Genomic DNA, 17,710 nt, shown 5'->3' on the forward strand with positions numbered 1-17,710 from the left:
CGGCGCTCGATGGCGCGCGGGTCGACGTCGATACAGATCGCGACCCCCTCGTTCATGGTCACGGCCAGCGGCTGGGCGCCGCCCATCCCGCCGAGTCCCGCGGTGAGGGTGATCGTCCCGGCGAGGGTGCCGTTGAACTTCTTCGCGGCGACGGCGGCGAAGGTCTCGTAGGTGCCCTGGAGGATGCCCTGGGTGCCGATGTAGATCCAGGAACCGGCGGTCATCTGGCCGTACATGGTCAGGCCCAGGGCCTCCAGGCGGCGGAACTCCTCCCAGTTGGCCCAGTCGCCGACCAGGTTGGAGTTGGCGATGAGGACACGCGGGGCCCACTCGTGGGTCTGCATCACACCGACGGGGCGGCCGGACTGGACGAGCATCGTCTCGTCCTGCTTGAGGGTGCGCAGGGTGCGGACCATGGCGTCGAAGGAGCGCCAGTCGCGGGCGGCCTTTCCCGTGCCGCCGTAGACGACGAGCTTGTCGGGGTGCTCGGCGACCTCGGGGTCCAGGTTGTTCTGCAGCATCCGCAGGGCGGCTTCCTGCTGCCATCCCAGGGCGCTGAGCGAGCTCCCGCGGGGAGCGCGCACGGTCCTCGGTCCAGAAATTCCAGTCATCGTTCGTTGCTCCGGCGCTTGTCGAGGAAGGCCCGCAGGCCTTGGGTGTGGTCGTCGGTGGAGGAGTTGAGGGCGGCCAGGCGGCGTTCGGTGCGGATGCCGGCGGAGAGGGGTGTCTCGAAGGCCGTCAGCACCGCCTCCTTCGCGAGTCGGACCGCGGTCGCGGGGTGGGCGGCGATGGTGCGGGCCGTGTCGTGGGCTGTGCGGTCGAGCTGGTCGGGGGGTACGACGCGGCTGACGAGGCCGGCGGCGAGGGCTTCGGGGGCGGTGATGGTGCGGCCGGTGAGGATCATGTCCATCGCGAGGGCCTTGCCGACCGCGCGGACGAGGCGTTGGGTGCCGCCCGCACCGGGGATCGCACCGAGACGCAGCTCGGGCTGGCCGAAGCGGGCGGTGTCCGAGGCGATGACGAGGTCGCAGATCATGGCGAGTTCGCAGCCGCCGCCCAGGACATGGCCGTTGACCGCCGCGACGAGAGGGATACGGGTGGCGTACAGGGCCTCCCACAGGTCGCTGAAGTCGTCGAGGTACGTGCCGACCGGGCCGGACCCTGAGAGTTCCGCCAGGTCGGCGATGTCGGCGCCGGCCGCGAAGAGGCGTTCCGTGCCGCTGATGACGACGCAGCGGACGTCGGGGTCGGCGTCCCAGGCGCGTACGGTGTCCAGCAGAGCCGTCATCATGGCGCGGCTCAGCGCGTTGGCCGCTTCGGGGCGGTGGAGGCGGACGTGGCCGACCGCGTCCTCGGTACGGGTCAGAATGGTGCCGGTGCCGTCAGCCATCGTGGGTCAACTGCCTGACGACGGCGTCCCGGTGGGCCTTGACCCGGTCGGCCCGTTCGCCGGGCCACTCGTAGAAGCCGCGTCCCGACTTGGCGCCCAGAGCGCCTTCGGCCACCAGTTTCCTCACGGACTCCGGCACCTCGGCCGAGCGGCTCAGCTCGGGCATCAGGATCGCCGACACCTGCTCGACCACGTCCAGCCCGGCCAGGTCCATCAGCTCCAGTGGGCCGCAGGCCGCCCAGCGCGGGGCGAGCGTCGTACGGACCGCCAGGTCGGCGTCCGCCACGGAGGTCACGCCCGACTCCACCAGGTGCAGCACCTCGCGCAGCACCGCGTACTGGATCCGGTTGACGACGAAGCCGGGGACATCCGCCCGTACGACGACGGGCAGCTTGCCGAGCCGCCGGGTCAGCGACTCGGCGCGCTCCATCGCCGTCGCGGTGGTGGCCTCGCCGGCGACGAGTTCGACGAGCGGCATGACCGGCGCGGGATTGAACCAGTGCATGCCGAGGAACCGGCCGGGATCGTCAAGTGCCGTGCCCAGCAGGGTGATCGGCACGCTGGAGGTGTTGGTGGTAGCGGTCGGGGTCGGCGGTCTCCCGCGACATCACCTCGTGCTCCTGGACGACGGAGTCCCCGAAGACGCGGTTGTGTTCGCCGGTCAGGAACAGCACCGGTGGGCCGCCCTTGACCGCCTCCGCGAGGTAGTCGTCCGGGAGGCGCGCGTGGCGCGGCTCGGCGTCGTCGTACTTCACGGCACGACCCGCTCGTACGATCCTGTCGATGTGCCGGTGGTAGCCCAGCCCGACAGGGCCGAGCAGGTCCGCGACGCGGTCGTGGGTGACGGGGTCGAGTTTGTCGTGGCTGTAGAGCGCGGGCCAGCCGGTGCCCCACATGAAACTCACCATGTGGCAGGCCGGGTTGTCGCACTCCGGGTGCGCCAGTGACACCAGACGGGCGAACAGCCCGCTCCGGCTGTACCAGGCCGCGTCGCCGCTCCGCGGGTCGAGCCGGGACAGCCCGAGCGCGCCCTCGACGAGCGCGGGGCCGTACGCCAGCTTCCAGCGCGACCAGGCCGGTACGCGCATCAGCAGACCGACCGCGCTGGTGACGACGCTGGTGATGTCCCGTACGGCGCCGGCGTACAGGCTCATGAGGAAGGTCATCGACCCGAGACAGTGCGCCACGACGTGCACCCGCCGTTCGCCGACATGCCGGCGCAGTTCGGCGAGCGCGGCCGGGTAGTCGTACAGGGCGATGTCGTCGAGGGTGTGCGCGTGCGGTTCCGTGTTGTACGGGAAGCGGTTGCTCATCCGCATGTCGAGCGTCCATACGTCCGCGAAACCGTCGTCGAGGAGGCAGGTCGCCAGATTCCGGTGCTCGGGCATGATGAACAGGTCGCTGGACGCGGTCAGTCCATGGACGAGGAGTACGACGTCGTCGCACTCCGCCCGGCGGAAACGGGTCAGTTGGAGGCCGAGTCCGTCGTCCGTGGTGACGGGGTGGACGGTGACCTGGGCGTCTGGAACGCCGGTCGTGGTGTGACGGGGGATGGCGGCGCGCGTCCGGATCGGCATGATCGTCCCCCTCGGTCGGTCGGCCGCCCCACGACGGCGTCGGCGGCCGGGCAAGGCCATCGTGGCGCTGCCGGCTTCGGTGTACCTGCGGAAAACCTGAAATCCGCAGGTCACGGCACCGGTGCCGGGTCAGGTTCGGTTGCTGTCGGCCTGCAAGGCACCTCACCGCGGCGCTGGCCGAGGCCGGAGTCTCTGCGCGTTGGAACGGAACTCGCCGCGCGTGGATTCGATACCCCGTCCTGCGCCGGCGTGTTCGCTCTCGGGTCTTCTGATTCCATAAAACCTGGACGCGTTCGGGATACAGGGACAGTACGTCCGCGCGCGCCGGACACCGTCGACGGCACACGTGTGACCGGGACGGCGGCGGCCCGGATCCGTGCGCCGAAGCCGTCCTCGGCCAGTGCCCCTCGGGCGCAGTCGCGTCTCGTGCCTGCGGACCTCGTCGCCGAGAGCAGCCGGCGTGTTTCCGCGCGCCGAAGAGACGGCGGAGGAGATCGCGCCGGCCGGGCGGCGACGGCACATACGTACATGGAATACGTACTCCTACCGACGTGTCCCTGACACCTGTGCCGTTTTCTTGCGTTCATGACGACACCGAGCGTTGAAGCGCAGATGCCGAGGAATGTCAGGCTGGCGTTGGTGGGGGTATGGGTCCAGGCCGTGCTGAACCTGGCGGCGGGATTCCTGTTGCTGGCCGTGGTGAGCGACGCGGTGGACCACGGTCAGGACGAGGGGGCCGGGCTGCTCCGGTTCGTGGCGGTGCTGTCGCTGCTGATCGCGGGGGCGCTCCTGCTGTGCGGTGTTTTCGCGGGCAAGCGGTCGAACGGGATACGTGTCACGGTCATCGTCATCGAGGCGCTGAGCCTGCTGAGCGGTGTGCTGGGCCTGTTCCAGGGGGGAGGCGTCGGGGTCCTCCCGGGCATCGCCTTCGCCCTCGTCGTGCTGCGGGGCTTCAGTTCCGCGGAAGCCAGGAACTGGTTCGACCGGTGAGATACGGGTCGAAGCGCATCCCCGGGCCGAAACACTCCGTCGTGCCGGCCGTCGCGGTCCTTGCCGGCGCCGTCCTGTTCACCGGGGGTTGTTCGAGCGCCCACGGCACCTCCCTTTCCGGGGATCCGTCCGAAAGCGCGACGGGGGTGTCCGAGTCGCCGAGCCCTTCGCCGACCCCGTCTGTCACTCCGCCGTATCCGACCGGGGCGTCCGGTTGCCACGACAACACGGGGTGGACGGCCGAGGATTCCAAGGACTGGGTTCGGTTCGTCGTCGACACGCCCCAGGAGAACTATGTGGACGAGGGGTCGCTGTCGGTCGTCAGCCTGCCGGGGTACGACGGACCGCTCTGCCGGAAGATCACTGTGCAGGTCGAGTTCTGGAAGCTGGTGTACGGAGTCGCGGACGGCGCCGACGGCGAACGCCTCTCGAACGGGTTGCAGCCCAGCTACTACTTCGACATCCGCAGAGTGAAACGCGTCGAACTCCACACGGACGCGGGCGTCGACCAGAAGATCGCCCTGCCCGCGTCCCTCTACGCGACGGACCGCAGCCCCTGCGAGGGCGCCCTTCTCTCGATCACCGTGGGCAAGCCGCTGACCAGCAAGGAACTGCCCAAGGAGGTCGACGTCGGCGGCGCACGGGACGTCTCGGGGCGCGCCACGGTGGACTTCCGGTCGCAGCGGGTCGCCGACTACGAACTGTCCGAGCCCTCGGCACCGCAGGTGTGCAGCCCGGACGGCAAACCCACCGCCGACCCGGCCGATGTACCCGCACCGGGCTCCCAGCCGACGGACCTCTACCCGACGCCCGAAAGCAGCTTCGACCTCGGCGACCTCTTCGACACTTCCGCGCCCTCGGCCATTCCCTCAGCCATTCATTGAGCCACTCCCTGAGCCCCTTCCGCGGGGCCGGGCGCGCACCGACTTCCTGACCTCTTCACTTCACCCTGGGGAAATCACATGCGTACGTACGCCGCCGCCACCGTCCTTTCCGGCGCCCTCGTCCTCTCGGCGCTCGTTCTTCCGGGCGCCGCCCAGGGAGCGGAGCACTACGATGCGGCGACGGATCTCAGATCCCTCGCCTCCCACAACGTCCGGCCGAAGGACGCCATCGGCGGCACCACCTTCAAGGACGGCGTCGTCAACAAGGGCAAGGACATCGTTCTCGGCGTGACGGGCAAGAAGGCCGTTCCCGTCACGTTCACCGCCTTCGACGAGGAAGGGCTGGCCCTCACCCAGGCGTTCCTGTGGCAGGGCACCGACAGTTCGAACACGGACACCATCACCGGCGCCCTGGGGACGGACGACGACCCCGTCTGCACGGAGACGACGGTCGAGGGCGGCTACAGCTACAGCTGCAAGGCGGTCTTCACCATCGACCCCGCGGTCGACTTCAAGGACGGCAACGGCACCGCGGGGCCCTGGAAACTCTTCCTGGGCGCCTTCGACCTCTACTTGAACATCAGTATCGACGACGACGTGTCCAGGCCCAGCATCAAGCGTGCCGCCACGCTGACCGCCAACGCCTCCCCGGAGCCGGTGAAGAAGGGCAAAACCATCACTGTCACCGGCAAGCTGAGCCGCGCCAACTGGACCACGGGCAAGTACGCGGGATACGCGACCCAGCCAGTGAAGTTGCAGTTCCGCAAGAAGGGCAGCAGCACCTACACCACCCTCAAGACGGTCAAGACCAGCAGCACCGGCACCCTGAGCACCACCACCAAGGCCGGGTCCGACGGCTACTACCGCTTCGTCTTCGCCGGTACTACCACGACCGGCGCCGCGACGGCTCCCGGCGACTTCGTCGACGTCAGGTAGGCGGCTTCCCGGCCGAGACGGCTGTGGCCGGTCGGAGGCGCACCGATCACCGCCGAGGGCACCTGGAGCACGCTCAGTCCTGCATTGTGCGAGCGTCCCCGAAACGGCTCCCGGTGCGCCGGCGGGCCATCAGCGTGGCCAGGGCGGTACGCGAGGAGACCCCGGTCTTTCGGAAGGCGCGGGAGACATGGGTCTCGACGGTACGGCGGCTGACGTAGAGCCGGTCCGCTATGGCCTGGCTGGTGAGCCCTTGCGCCACCAGTTCGGCTATCTCCAGCTCCCGGGCGGTCAGGGTGGCCAGCCGCTCGGTGAGTTCGGCGCGGTCCGGGGAACCGTACGGAGTCTCGGAGCCGCCGCCGGGCGGACGGGTGGCGTCGGCGAGGCCGACCAGGATTCCGCTGCCGCCCGCCTCGGCGAGCCGGCGACCCCTGAGCCAGGCGCGCGTGCCGTCCCGGCCATGGCCAGCCGCCGCTTCCAGCGGGGCGCCGAGCAGCAGCGAGTAGGCCTCCCAGAAGACCGCGCCACAGCGGGCGCTCTCCGCCGCGGCCTCCGCGAACAGGTCCGCCGCCGCTGCCGTGTCCCCCTGCGCCAGCGGCAGATGGGCGGTGCTGCGCAGCGCGGACGCCCGCAGCATCGGCAGCCCCAGTTGTTCCGCCTCCTTGCGCGCCCGCTCGGCCCAGCCGCGGGCCTCGTCGGTCCTGCCCGTCACCAGTGCGGCCGTGACCAGGATCTCCAGGTAGAGCGGTCGCATCGAGGGCTGGATCCGCTGCAGCTCGGGACCGCCCGCCCGGAGCATCGCGTCCCGGGCGCGGACCGGATCGCCGGCCATGAGCGCGGCCCAGCCGAAGATGCACCAGGCCGTGGACGCCCACCAGTCGACCCCCGTACCGGCGGCGGCCACCGCCTCCTCGGCGACGGCGAGAGGACGTGGGTCGCCCGGCGGGCAGGCGGCGACGAGGGCCGCGGCCTTGCTCGCCAGGACGAACGCGAGCAACTGGGCGCTGCCGATCCCGCGGGCGATGTCCTCGGCCTGGTCGGCGAGTTCCAGTGCCGAGGAGATTCGGCAGGTCTGGACCCGGACATGGGACAGGCACAGCAGCAGATGGGGCACGACATAGAGCTGACCGCTGCGCCGGGCGATGTCGAGGCCGCGCTCCGCGTGCCGCTCCGCGTCCGGATAGTGCTCCAGGAAGGCCTCCGCCCAGCCGAGCCTGGCCAGCGGTTCGCACAGTGCGGTGAGGTCGTTGTCGGGCAGGGAGTCGACCAGGGCGGCGGCCTGCCGGGCGAGTCCGTGCGCCGTCGTCATGTTGCCCTCGTACGCCTCTCCCAGGGCGGCGACGGCGAGGACGCCCGCCTCCTTGACCTCGTCCCCCAGTGACCGGGCCGACGCGAGCGCCCCCTCGACCTCGGTGCGCACCTGGGCATAGGAGGTGCCGCTGTCCTGGGGCGCGGCCGAGCCCAGCTCGAGGCCGAGCCGTACGACGTCGGCGGGGGCGGGGTCGCGGGCCAGTTCGCGGCGCAACAGCGCGACCGCCTCGGTGCAGCGCCCCAGATGACGCTCCACCAGCGCGCACAGGACGACCGCGCGCACTCTGAGGCGGTCTTGGTTCTCGCCGGTGGCAGGGTCACCGGGTGACCGTCGCGGGGTGGCGATCAGTTCCTGGAGCAGGTCGCGGCTCTCGCGCAGGCCACCGCACGCGGCCAGCGCGCGGGCCCTGCTCAGGACCAACTCACGCCGCCGGGCGGTGTGTTCGGGAGTGTGCGGAAGGTGGCGCAGCGCCACATCGAGCCAGTGGGCGCAGCTCGCCGGGGCCGTTCGGGCGGTGCGTGCGGCGGCCTCTTCGAGTACGGCGACCGCTGCCGTGTCCCAGTCGGTCAGCGACTGTGCGACATGGTGTGCCCGCTCGGCGGCGGAGGCGCCCGCGCGGGCCAGTTCCCGCGCGGCGAGCCGATGGATCTCGACGCGCCTGAGGAGGGGCGTGCTCTCGTGGACGAGGGTCCGTACGACCGGATGCCGCAGGGTCAGCAGGCCCTGCGGGGCGAAGCGCAGCAGGTCGCGTCGGGCGAGGGCGTGGACGTCGGCGGTGAACTCGGTGCCGGAGCGGCCGGTCACCCGGCTCACCATCGCCGGGGTGGCGTGCTCGCCCAGTACCGCCACGGCGTCGACGATGCCGCGCTGGGCGGGGGCGAGCGCGGTCAGTTCGTCCAGCAGCAGGGTGCCGAGCCCGGGCGGCGCCGAGGACTCGGGCGTCGCACCGCCGCGGTGCGCCTGAAGGAGGGTAAGGAAGTAGAACGGGTTGCCCTCGCTGGCGTTGTACAGCGCGGTGGTCTCGGCGGGCGGCAGGCCGGGGCCGGCCAGTTCGGCACAGTCGCGTGCGCTCAGCGGTCCCAGGCCGAGTCTGACGACCGTGCCGGTGTCGAGTTCCCGGGTGAGCCTGGCGGCGAGGGACTCGGGACTCTGGCGGTCGCGGCGGGTTACGGCCAGGACGACGGGGGCGTGCACGGGATGGCGTACGAGATGGTCCAGCAGCTCCAATGACGCCGGGTCCGCCCAGTGCAGGTCGTCGAGGGCCAGCAGCAGCCCGGACGGGGCGGCGAGCCGGGTGAGCAGGACGGCCGTGGACCGGTGCAGTCCGAAACGGTCGGCCGTGCCGCTCCGCTGAAGGAGCGGCGCCACCGCCTCCGTCTCCTGGAAGCCGTTCAGGGCGTGCGGGTCGAGGTGGGCGAGCGCGTCGGTGAACACCTGGAACGGCACCTGCCGCTCGTACTCCGTGGCTCTGCCGCGCAGTACCGTCATTCCGCGACTGCGTGCCCGTGCGCAGACCTCGCCGAGCAGCCGGCTCTTGCCGATGCCTGCCTCACCGGTGATGTCGACGAGCCGGGAACGGCCGCTGTCACCGAACTCCTTGCCCCTCGCCGTGCCGCGTGCCCTGCCTGCCGCACGGTCGAGCAGTGCGTCGAACCGGGCCACCTCGACGGAGCGGCCCAACAACGGAGCCCCGCTCCGGCTGTCCCCAACTGCACCGTCCGCTAACACAGTTGCCCCCTTGTCTTTACGATCTCCTCACACATCATTCTCTTCTGGTGATCGCCGTAACCGCCGCGTCCGTGAACCGGGACGGACGGATCTCACAGGACGAGCCGTCGGTCCGGTCGGAGAAGGGTGGCTCCCCTTCAGAGGTCGCATTCCGGTTGACTGCTCGGGCCATCGGCCGCACGGCATGCCCCGTGGCGGAGACCCGCTGTGCGAAGGTTCTCTCCCCTCGACGGAACCGGGCGGTCGCGGCTGTTGCTGTTGCCCACATCGACAAGGACCACACAGGGCTGACACTGATCAGCATGTCCGACCTGGGAAAACGTCAAAGTCGAGCGTTGATCGGCAAGGACCGTCAAGATCCTCAAAGGGCTTGTAGTCCGTCGGCCGTGGGTTCGAGTCCCACCCGCTCCACGGGGCTGAATCGGCTGCTCGTGAGTTCGACTCCGCTGCCGTCGTGGGTGGGCTGTGCGAGCGTCTGGACGTCGAATTCCGCGGCGTCAGGGCTGGACGCGACGCTCCGCAGCTTCGCGCGGACACCGACGGGCCCGTGGCTCCTGATCGGCGTCGAGGTTTCGGGACTTCTGCCCGGGTTACTCGTCGGACATGTCCGGACGCTACGGAACCAGGCTGCCGAGATGCGCGCCCCGGAGCTTCTGGCAGCGGCCTGGACACACACAGATGACTCATGGACATGCCCGCTTTGCCGGGCGCTGCCCTGGGAGGGGCCATGGAACTGGCCGACTGGCTGCTCGCGCCCGGCGAGCGGGGTAACCCCGCGACCCGTGTGGAGAGCCGTCGGCCCGGAGGCGCGGCGTGGTCGACGGGTAACCGGGTACGTCCCCTCGTCCATGGCGCGGTGTACTTCGGTGAACTGCTCAAGGCCGTCCGTGCCCAACAGGCGGGTGACTTGCTGCTGTTCACCGACTGGCGGGGTGACCCCGACGAACGGCTCGGCGGCCCCGGCAGTGAGATCGGACAGGTGCTGTGTGCTGCGGCCGAGCGCGGTGTCATCGTCAAGGGGCTGATCTGGCGCTCTCATCTGGACCGCTTCCAGTTCAGCGAACGCGAGAACCGTCACCTCGGTGAGGAGATCAGAGCGGCGGGCGGCGAGTGCCTGCTCGACATGCGGGTGCGCCCCGGCGGCTCGCACCACCAGAAGTCCGTCGTACTGCGCCACCCGGGACGGCCCGAGCGGGACGTGGCCTTCGTCGGCGGCATCGACCTGTGCCACAGCCGCCGCGACGACACCGCTCATCGGGGCGACCCGCTGAGCCAGCCGTTCGCCGCCGCGTACGGGCCGCGTCCGCCCTGGCACGACGTCCAGCTCGCGATCCAGGGTCCCGCCGTCGGTGATGTCGAAGCCAGCTTCCGCGAACGCTGGGAGGACCCGGCCCCGCTCAGCCGCAGCCCGCTGGGGCGGCTGCGGGAGCTCCTGCACCATGAGGACATCACCGCGGACAAGCTCCCTCCGCAGCTGGACGACCCGGAGCCCTGCGGAACGCAGACCGTGCAGCTGCTGCGCACCTACCCGGCCCGTATCCACGGCTACGACTTCGCCCCGCACGGCGAGCGCAGCATCGCCCGCGGTTACCAGAAGGTCCTGCGCCGGGCCCGGTCGCTGATCTATCTGGAGGACCAGTACCTGTGGTCCGCGCACGTCGTCAGGTGCTTCGCCGAGGCGCTGGCCGCCCACCCGGGGCTGCGGCTCATCGCGGTCATTCCCGCCCAGCCCGACGAGGACGGGCGGGTGGCGCAGGCGATGAACCTCGTCGGCCGGATCAGCGCCCTGAAGCTGCTGCGCCGCGCGGGCGGCGACCGTGTCGCCGTCTACGCGCCGGAGAACCACGCCGGGACTCCCGTGTACGTCCACGCGAAGGTCTGCGTCATCGACGACGTGTGGTCCTCGGTCGGATCGGACAACGTCAACCGCCGCTCCTGGACGCACGATTCCGAGCTGAGCTGCGCCGTAGTGGACGAGGCGGTCGACCCCCGTGAGCCGCGCGACCCCGGAGGGCTCGGCGACGGCGCCCGCACCTACGCCCGCGACCTGCGACTCGAACTGGCCTGCGAGCATCTGGACCGCGCTGACCCGCAGGGACTGTGCGACCCGGTGGAGGCCTTCCGCGCCTTCGCGGAGTCGGCCGCCGCGCTGGACGCGTGGTACGACGGCGGACGCCACGGGCCCCGGCCTCGCGGCCGCCTGCGGACCTACCGCGCCCCGCGCCTCTCGCCCACCACGACGGCCCTGGTCACCCCGCTCTACCGACTGCTCGCCGACCCCGACGGCCGCCCCCTGGCCCTCCGCCGCAGCAACGAGTACTGAAGCTTCCCGCCGGGTCGGGAAAGCCGGACGACCGCCCGACCGGCGATCGGCTGGGCGGCCTCGGGCATGGCGCGGGCTCAGCCGTTCGGGCCGGCCGGGGTCGTGGTTGTCTTGAAGCCCTCGGTCTTGTTGGCCTGGATGGCGAAGTCGTTGGTGAACGTCTTGCTCAGGTCCACCGACCCCTTCACGTTGCCGACCAGCTTCTCCGTCGCCAGCGAGGTCTTCGGACCGCCGGCCGGCATGAGACCGTCCGGGAGGAACTGGCCCTTGTCCTCGTTCAGGGCCGCGATGTAGTCGGCCTTGGTCACCAGCTGGTTGGACACGAACGACGCAGGCAGCTTGTTCGCAATGTCGGCCGCGCTGTGCGTGTTGATCCAGTGCATGGTGGCGACGAGCGCGTCGACGACCTTCTGCACCGTGGCCTTGTGCGCGTTCACCCAGTCGGTGCGGGCGAGCACACTGGCGGCGGGATAGGCACCGCCCATCGCCGCCGTGGCGCCGGAGGTGGTGGCCAGGTCGACCGCGGACGTGCCGACGCCCTTCTTCTGGATCGCGGCCACCGTCGGCTGCGTCGTCATCACGCAGTCGACCTTGCCGTTCTGCAGCGCGGCGATGGCGGTGGAGCCCGCGCCGACCCCGATCCGGTGGAACTGGCTGGTCTTCACGCCCTGCTTGGCGGCCAGGAACTGGGTGAGGGTGTCGGTGCCCGACCCCAGGTCGGTGACGCCGAGGGTCTTGCCCTTGAAGTCGGCGGCCGAGTGGACCCCCGACTTGGCGGTGCACATCTCGCGCTCGCCCGGTGCGCCGGAGAGCTGCACGACGTCCTCGACGGCCTTGCCCTTCGCCTGGAACTCGATCGTGTGGTTGTACCAGGCGCCCGCCATGTCCACCTGGCCCGAAGCCATGGCCTCCTCGGCGCCCACGCCGCCGTCCTGCTCGGTGCTCAACTGCACGTTGACGCCGTACTTCTTGTAGAAGCCGAGCTGCTGGGCGAGCTGGTAGGGCAGGTAGATCTGCTTGTCGAGGCCGCCGGCCATGAGCTTGACGGTCGGCGTGGAGCCCGAACCGCCGGTCGAGGCCGAGGAGTTGCCGGAACAGGCACTGGTGGCGCCGAGGGCGAGGACGGCGAGGACGGACGCGGCGACGGCGACGGGTCGTCTGGACATGGCTGATCACATTCCTTTGCTGATGAGGGTGTTGGAACGAAGAGGGGGGTAACTGCGGCTGTGTCAGAGGGAGTTCGCCTCGGTGGGCGCCGGAGGGCGCCAGGACAGCAGCCGGTGTTCGAGCTTGCCGATCAGCCACTCGGCGCCGAGCACGATGACCGAGATCACGAGCATCGTGGCGAACACGCCGTTGGGGTCGAAGTTGTTCTGCGCGGTCTTGATGACCAGGCCGAGGCCGCTCTGCGCGCCGAGCACCTCGCCGACCAGCGCGCCGACGATGGCGAAGCCGAAGGCGCTGTGCAGGCTGGCGATGATCCAGGTGAGTGCGGAGGGCACGGTGACGTGCCGGATGATCTGCAGCTGGGAGGCGCCGAGGACCCTGGTGTTGGCGAGGATGTTGCGGTCGACCTCGCGGACGCCCTGGAAGGCGTTGAAGAAGACGATGAAGAACACCAGCACCGCGGCGAGCAGGATCTTCGGCAGTACGCCGATGCCGAACGCGACGATGAAGATCGAGCCGAGGACGATCCGCGGGATCGCGTTGACCATCTTGATGTAGGGGCCGAGCACATCGGCGAGGAAGCGGCTCTGGCCGAGCGCGACGCCGAAGACCACTCCGGTGACGGCCCCGAGGGCGAAGCCGACGAGCGCCTCCTGGATCGTTGTCCAGATGTTCGAGTAGAACGACCCGAACTCGGTGCCGTGCCGGAAGAGGTCGACCAGCCGCTTGGCGATGCCGGACGGCTGCCCGAAGAAGAACGGGTCGACGATCCCCCAGGTGGTGAAGGCCTGCCAGCCACCGAGGACGAAGACCGCGAGCCCGACGCGCCCCGCCCACACCAGCGCGGTACGCCGCCGGACGGCGCTTCTGGCGGCGGCCGCGGCCGAGACCTGGGAGCCTTTCGCGGCCTGGGCGGTGGAAACAGCGGACGTCGTACTCATGCCGTACCTCCTGCGGTGCGTGCGTAGGCGCGCTCCACCTCTTCACGCAGGCAGTCCCAGATCTGGTGCTGGAGTTCGATGAAGCGGGGCTGGAAGCGGATCTCCTGGACCGCGCCGCGCGGGCGCGGCAGGTCGATGTCGAAGACCGCCTTGACCGAGCCGGGGCTGGACGTCATGACGACGACCCGGTCGGCGAGCGCCACGGCCTCGTCGAGGTCGTGGGTGATGAAGATGACCGAGGGGCGGATCTGCTCCCACAGGCCGAGGAGTTCGGTCGACATGATCGCCTTGGTCTGCACGTCCAGGGCGCCGAACGGCTCGTCCATGATCAGGATCTTGGGTTCGTTGATCAGCGCCGCGGCCATCGCCACGCGCTTGCGCATGCCGCCGGAGAGCTGGTGCGGGTAGCGGTCCTCGAACCCCGTCAGGCCCACCCGGCGCAGCCAGTCGCGTGCCGAGGCGTGGGCCTGCTGCTTGGGTACCCGGCGGAAGACGGGGCCCATCAGGACGTTGCCGAGGACCGTCTTCCAGGGCAGCAGGGCGTCGGTCTGGAACATGAAGCTGACGCCGTCGGTGACGCCGTCCACCTCACGGCCGCCGACCTTGACCGAGCCCTCGCTGGGCCGGTCGAGCCCGGACACCATGCTCAGTGTCGTCGACTTGCCGCAGCCGGTCGGGCCGACCACCGCGCAGAACTGGCCCGGCTCCACGGTGAACGAGACGTCCTGGAGTGCTGTGAACACCTCACCCGCGGGAGTCAGAAAACGTTTGGTGAGCCCTGAGATCTCGACTCGGGCGCTGTCCTGGCCGGTCGTCTCGGCGACGGGGCCCGTCGCGACGTCGTTTCGCGAAGCCATCTGAGGCTGTCTCCTTCCCAATCCCGGAAGTCCTCGGAGGTCGAGGAAGGCAGACGCTAAAGGCCTCGCGGTGTTACGTCGCTGTTTCAGACGTATCCCGCGTTAGTCGTGTTAACAGGGGTTCTGCGCATTCTGCTCAGTGGTTCGGGGGGTGGGCAGAATGTCGGCGATGGGACACAATCACGCCACCACGGGTACGGCGAAGGGGCCGGGCCCGGCCGTACGACAAGGGCGAAAGCACCTGTGATGCCCATCCGAATCAGGATCGGCCGCGGCGGGAAGGGGAGGCTCTCCGCGCGGATCCTGGCCAACCAGCTCGCCATCCTGGCCCTCACCGGAGCCATCGGCTTCGTGCTGTTCGCGTTCGCCCAGCGGGCCGAGATCGACCGCGCCTACGAACAGCGGGCGCTGGACATCGCGCAGACCACGGCCGCCGACCCGCAGATCCGGCACACCATGGAGTACGGCGGTGGCGGCGACGTCGTGCAGACGGTCGCCGAACGCATACGGAAGGCGTCGGGGGCGTCGTACGTGGTCGTGATCGACCTGCGGGGCGTCCGCCACTCGCACCCCGACCCGGCGCTGATCGGCGAGCCGGTGGGCGATCCGATCGTGGTCCTCGACGGCCGTCCCCACGTCGGCTCCGACCAGGGCGCGACCGGGCGGTCCGCCAACGGCAAGGCGCCGCTGAAGGGGCCCACGGGCAAGCTGGTCGGCGAGGTCTCGGCCGGCATCCCGGAACACGATGTGCTCGGCGAACTGTGGCGGGAGCTGCCCACCTTCGGCCTCTACAGCGCAATCGCCGTCGCACTCGGCTCGGCCGCCGCGTTCCTGCTGGCCAGGCGGCTGAAGCGGTCGACCTTCGGGCTGGAACTTGAGGAGATCGCCGGACTGTTCCAGGACCGCGAGGCCATGCTCCACGGCATCCGGGAGGGCGTGCTCGCCTTCGCTCCCGACGGCCGGATCACCGTCGTCAACGACGAGGCCCGCACCCTGCTCGGCCTCGGCACGGCGCTCGGCAGCCGGCTCGACGAGGTACTGCCCGACGGGCGGCTGCGCCGCGCCCTGGACGGCACCCTGACCGGCACCGACCTCAACGTGCTGACCGACGACCACTGCCTGGTCGTCAACCGGATGCCGGTGACACTGCACGGCCGCGAACTCGGAGCGGTGGTCACCGTCCGCGACCGCACCGAGCTGATCGGACTGCTGCGCGAACTGGACTCGGTGCGCGGGCTGACCGACGCCCTGCGCGCCCAGCAGCACGAGTTCACCAACCGCATGCACACCGTGGCCGGGCTGCTGGACATCGGCGACCACGACGCCGCCTTCGAGTACGCCGTGGAGTCGGCCGGCGCCGACCAGGCGCTCACCGAGTCCGTACGCGAACGGATCGGCAACGCGCTGCTCGTCGGGCTGATCGTCGCCAAGACCACGGTGGCCGCGGAACGCGGGGTACGGATGGTGCTCAGTGAGGACTCCGCGCTCGGCGAGGACCCGCCGCATCTGCGCCGGCTGCTGACCATCGTCGGCAACCTGCTGGACAACGCGATCGACGCGGCCTCCGGCGGACCGCCCCCGCCGGGCGGCCGCGAGGTGCTGCTCTCGCTGGTCGAGGCCGTCGACCTGGTGATGGTGCGCGTCGCCGACAGCGGCCCGGGGATCCCGCCGGGCGCCACCGAGTCGATCTTCGAGGACGGCTGGTCGACCCGGCCCGACCGGGGCACCGCACGACGCGGGCTGGGCCTGGCCCTCGTCCACCGGCTCACCCAGCGGCACGGCGGGACGATCACGGTCAGCGAGGGGCCGGGCGCGGTCTTCACCGTCGTACTGCCCCTGCCGGACGCCACTCCCGTACCACACGACGCACAGCTCACGACGGCCTCGACGACCGGAGGTGACCGCGGATGATCCGGACCCTGGTGGTGGACGACGACTTCCGGGTCGGCCACATCCACTGCGACTACGCGTCCCGCATCGAGGACTTCGAGGTGGTCGGCCGGGCGGCGACCGTGGCCGAGACGCTGGACGCGGTGCGCACCCTCCACCCCGACCTGCTGCTGCTCGACGTCTTCCTGCCCGACGGCAGCGGACTCGACGTGCTGCGGCGGCTCAGCTCGGACGAGGGCGGCGCCCGCCCCGACGTCATCATGATCACCGCCGACCGGGACATCACCTCGGTACGGACCGCCATGAAACTCGGCGCCGTGGGCTACCTGGTCAAGCCGTTCGGCTCCGCCGACCTGGCCGAACGGCTCACCGCCTACCGCGAACTCCAGCACCGGGTAGCCGCGTTGGGCCTCGCCCCAAGCACCGACCAGGCCGACGTGGACGCCCTCTTCAGCGCCGCCCGGCCACCGGCCGTCCCCCGCGTCCCGGCCAAGGGGCACTCCGCCCCCACCCTCGCCCTCCTCCACCAGGTCCTGCGCACCGCCCACGACCCCCTGTCCGCGGCCCAGGCCGCCGAACTCACCGGCGTCTCCCGCGCCACGGCCCAGCGCTATCTCTCCTACCTCGTCCGGGAGGGCATGGTCCGCCTCGAACTCCGCTACGGCGCCACCGGCCGCCCGGAACACCGTTACCGGATCGCCCGGTGAGCCGGGGGTCGAGCCCGGTTCGACAGCAGCCCGAACAGCGCCGGCGGGACGGCATCGACGAGCGCGAGGACGACGACCACGACCTTGCGCAGCCCTTCCTTTGGGATGCGGGGCGTGCTCAGCCGAGGCGGTGTCCGCCGACCGCGCTGAGCATCTGCGGGTCGCGGTGGTCGAAGACGATGCCGGCGCCGGTGTCCAGCGTGGCGATGCGGTCCATCTCGTCGGCGGTGAGCTCGAAGTCGAAGACCGCGAGGTTCTCGGCCGTGCGCTCGGGTCGCGAGGACTTGGGGATCACCACCACACCGCGCTGGGTCAGCCAGCGCAGTACCACCTGGGCGACGGACTTGCCGGGCGCTTCACCGATGGCGCTCAGTGTCGGGTCGCCGAAGATGTTGTTGCGGCCCTCGGCCAGCGGGCCCCACGCCTCGATCTGCACGCCGCGTTCGGCCATGAGGGCCTGGTCGTCGGCGCGCTGGAAGTACGGGTGGGTCTCGATCTGGTTGATCGCCGGGACGATCTCGTTGCGGTCGATCAGGTCGACCGGACGGTCGGCGTAGAAGTTCGACACACCGATCGCCTTGACCAGGCCCTGACGGTGCAGGTCCTGCATGGCGCGCCAGGAGCTGTAGTAGTCGCCGAAGGGCTGGTGGATCAGGTACAGGTCCAGGTAGTCCAGTCCGAGCAGGCGCAGGGACGTGTAGAAGACCGCCTTGGCGCCCTCTTCGCCCTTTTCGTTGACCCACATCTTGGTGGTGACGAACAGCTCGTCGCGGGCGATGCCGCTGGCCTTGATCGCCTTTCCTACGGCCGCTTCGTTGCCGTAGGCGGCGGTGTCGAGGTGGCGGTAGCCGGCGGCGAGGGCGTCGGTGACGACCCGCTCGGTCTCCTCCGCGGGGACCTGGAAGACGCCGAAGCCGAGGATCGGCATCTGGACGCCGTTGTTCAGCGTGACATGGGGGATCTTGGACATGGTGAACGGTTCGGGGTGGTGCTGAAGGGCGCGGGTGTGGG

General features: G+C 70.4%; 14 protein-coding genes and 1 pseudogene. 6 read left to right on the forward strand and 9 right to left on the reverse strand.

Annotated elements, in window-relative coordinates; translation table 11 throughout:
* The 4 genes and pseudogenes from ACFXC1_RS38590 to ACFXC1_RS38605 all read right to left on the reverse strand — a co-directional run.
* Window positions 1-602: pseudogene (locus ACFXC1_RS38590) on the reverse strand (urocanate hydratase); the annotation flags it as partial.
* Between the two features lie 5 nt (window positions 603-607).
* Entirely contained in the window at window positions 608-1,390 is a 783-nt protein-coding gene (locus ACFXC1_RS38595) for an enoyl-CoA hydratase-related protein (RefSeq protein ID WP_381251835.1), read from the reverse strand.
* A complete protein-coding gene (locus ACFXC1_RS38600; RefSeq protein ID WP_381251837.1) occupies window positions 1,383-1,949 on the reverse strand; it encodes a 3-hydroxyacyl-CoA dehydrogenase family protein in 567 nt (188 codons plus the stop codon). Before ACFXC1_RS38600 ends, ACFXC1_RS38595 begins: the two co-directional genes overlap by 8 nt.
* Window positions 1,918-2,967: an alpha/beta fold hydrolase gene (locus ACFXC1_RS38605; protein ID WP_381251839.1), complete on the reverse strand. Its 1,050-nt coding sequence runs from the start codon at window positions 2,965-2,967 to the stop codon at window positions 1,918-1,920. The genes ACFXC1_RS38600 and ACFXC1_RS38605 overlap by 32 nt, the downstream gene beginning before the upstream one ends.
* Before the next feature lie 639 nt (window positions 2,968-3,606).
* On the opposite strand from ACFXC1_RS38605, the gene ACFXC1_RS38610 reads away from it, so the two are divergent.
* The 3 genes from ACFXC1_RS38610 to ACFXC1_RS38620 all read left to right on the forward strand — a co-directional run bounded on the left by ACFXC1_RS38610 (window position 3,607) and on the right by ACFXC1_RS38620 (window position 5,777).
* The gene (locus tag ACFXC1_RS38610; RefSeq protein WP_381251841.1) at window positions 3,607-3,957 is read left to right on the forward strand and encodes a hypothetical protein; all 351 of its coding nucleotides are present in this window, start codon (window positions 3,607-3,609) and stop codon (window positions 3,955-3,957) included.
* Window positions 3,958-3,998: 41 nt separating this feature from the next.
* Entirely contained in the window at window positions 3,999-4,841 is an 843-nt protein-coding gene (locus tag ACFXC1_RS38615; protein ID WP_381251843.1) for a hypothetical protein, read from the forward strand.
* A 78-nt stretch (window positions 4,842-4,919) separates the two neighbouring features.
* On the forward strand, window positions 4,920-5,777 hold the full coding sequence (locus ACFXC1_RS38620) for a hypothetical protein (protein WP_381251845.1): 858 nt from the start codon (window positions 4,920-4,922) through the stop codon (window positions 5,775-5,777).
* A gap of 73 nt (window positions 5,778-5,850) precedes the next feature.
* Here ACFXC1_RS38620 and ACFXC1_RS38625 read toward each other — a convergent pair whose 3' ends face one another.
* Window positions 5,851-8,769 (reverse strand): helix-turn-helix transcriptional regulator, encoded by a 2,919-nt coding sequence (locus tag ACFXC1_RS38625; protein ID WP_381251846.1) that lies wholly within the window; start codon window positions 8,767-8,769, stop codon window positions 5,851-5,853.
* A 772-nt stretch (window positions 8,770-9,541) separates the two neighbouring features.
* Between ACFXC1_RS38625 and ACFXC1_RS38630 the strand changes: the two genes are divergently transcribed.
* Window positions 9,542-11,137, forward strand: a complete 1,596-nt coding sequence (locus ACFXC1_RS38630) for a phospholipase D family protein (RefSeq protein WP_381251848.1) — start codon at window positions 9,542-9,544, stop codon at window positions 11,135-11,137.
* A 77-nt stretch (window positions 11,138-11,214) separates the two neighbouring features.
* Here the strand turns inward: ACFXC1_RS38630 and ACFXC1_RS38635 are convergent, their stop codons facing one another.
* The 3 genes from ACFXC1_RS38635 to ACFXC1_RS38645 all read right to left on the reverse strand — a co-directional run bounded on the left by ACFXC1_RS38635 (window position 11,215) and on the right by ACFXC1_RS38645 (window position 14,102).
* Window positions 11,215-12,303 carry an ABC transporter substrate-binding protein gene (locus ACFXC1_RS38635; protein ID WP_381251850.1) on the reverse strand — a complete coding sequence of 363 codons (1,089 nt, stop codon included), beginning with the start codon at window positions 12,301-12,303 and terminating at the stop codon, window positions 11,215-11,217.
* 63 nt (window positions 12,304-12,366) lie between these two features.
* Entirely contained in the window at window positions 12,367-13,245 is an 879-nt protein-coding gene (locus ACFXC1_RS38640) for an ABC transporter permease (RefSeq protein WP_381251852.1), read from the reverse strand.
* Window positions 13,242-14,102 carry an ABC transporter ATP-binding protein gene (locus tag ACFXC1_RS38645; protein WP_217560939.1) on the reverse strand — a complete coding sequence of 287 codons (861 nt, stop codon included), beginning with the start codon at window positions 14,100-14,102 and terminating at the stop codon, window positions 13,242-13,244. The genes ACFXC1_RS38640 and ACFXC1_RS38645 overlap by 4 nt, the downstream gene beginning before the upstream one ends.
* A gap of 246 nt (window positions 14,103-14,348) precedes the next feature.
* Between ACFXC1_RS38645 and ACFXC1_RS38650 the strand changes: the two genes are divergently transcribed.
* Complete coding sequence (locus ACFXC1_RS38650) at window positions 14,349-16,013, forward strand: ATP-binding protein (RefSeq protein ID WP_381251854.1); 1,665 nt, start codon at window positions 14,349-14,351, stop codon at window positions 16,011-16,013.
* Complete coding sequence (locus ACFXC1_RS38655) at window positions 16,010-16,699, forward strand: response regulator (RefSeq protein ID WP_381251856.1); 690 nt, start codon at window positions 16,010-16,012, stop codon at window positions 16,697-16,699. The genes ACFXC1_RS38650 and ACFXC1_RS38655 overlap by 4 nt, the downstream gene beginning before the upstream one ends.
* Before the next feature lie 118 nt (window positions 16,700-16,817).
* On the opposite strand, the gene ACFXC1_RS38660 is transcribed toward ACFXC1_RS38655, so the two are convergent.
* Window positions 16,818-17,660, reverse strand: coding sequence for an aldo/keto reductase (locus ACFXC1_RS38660; protein WP_381252065.1), 843 nt, complete (start codon window positions 17,658-17,660; stop codon window positions 16,818-16,820).
* Window positions 17,661-17,710: the final 50 nt, after the last annotated feature.

Origin of the sequence: Streptomyces hokutonensis (assembly GCF_042751305.1) — a bacterium.
GTDB classification, from domain to species: Bacteria; Actinomycetota; Actinomycetes; order Streptomycetales; family Streptomycetaceae; genus Streptomyces; species Streptomyces hokutonensis_A.

Excerpts from the sequence above, each read along its gene's own strand:
- ACFXC1_RS38650 (WP_381251854.1), top strand. The coding sequence starts at position 14,349 with ATGCCCATCCGAATCAGGATCGGCCGCGGCGGGAAGGGGAGGCTCTCC.
- ACFXC1_RS38645 (WP_217560939.1), bottom strand. The coding sequence starts at position 14,102 with ATGGCTTCGCGAAACGACGTCGCGACGGGCCCCGTCGCCGAGACGACC.
- ACFXC1_RS38655 (WP_381251856.1), top strand. The coding sequence starts at position 16,010 with ATGATCCGGACCCTGGTGGTGGACGACGACTTCCGGGTCGGCCACATC.
- ACFXC1_RS38595 (WP_381251835.1), bottom strand. The coding sequence starts at position 1,390 with ATGGCTGACGGCACCGGCACCATTCTGACCCGTACCGAGGACGCGGTC.
- ACFXC1_RS38630 (WP_381251848.1), top strand. The coding sequence starts at position 9,542 with ATGGAACTGGCCGACTGGCTGCTCGCGCCCGGCGAGCGGGGTAACCCC.
- ACFXC1_RS38605 (WP_381251839.1), bottom strand. The coding sequence starts at position 2,967 with ATGCCGATCCGGACGCGCGCCGCCATCCCCCGTCACACCACGACCGGC.
- ACFXC1_RS38620 (WP_381251845.1), top strand. The coding sequence starts at position 4,920 with ATGCGTACGTACGCCGCCGCCACCGTCCTTTCCGGCGCCCTCGTCCTC.
- ACFXC1_RS38635 (WP_381251850.1), bottom strand. The coding sequence starts at position 12,303 with ATGTCCAGACGACCCGTCGCCGTCGCCGCGTCCGTCCTCGCCGTCCTC.
- ACFXC1_RS38640 (WP_381251852.1), bottom strand. The coding sequence starts at position 13,245 with ATGAGTACGACGTCCGCTGTTTCCACCGCCCAGGCCGCGAAAGGCTCC.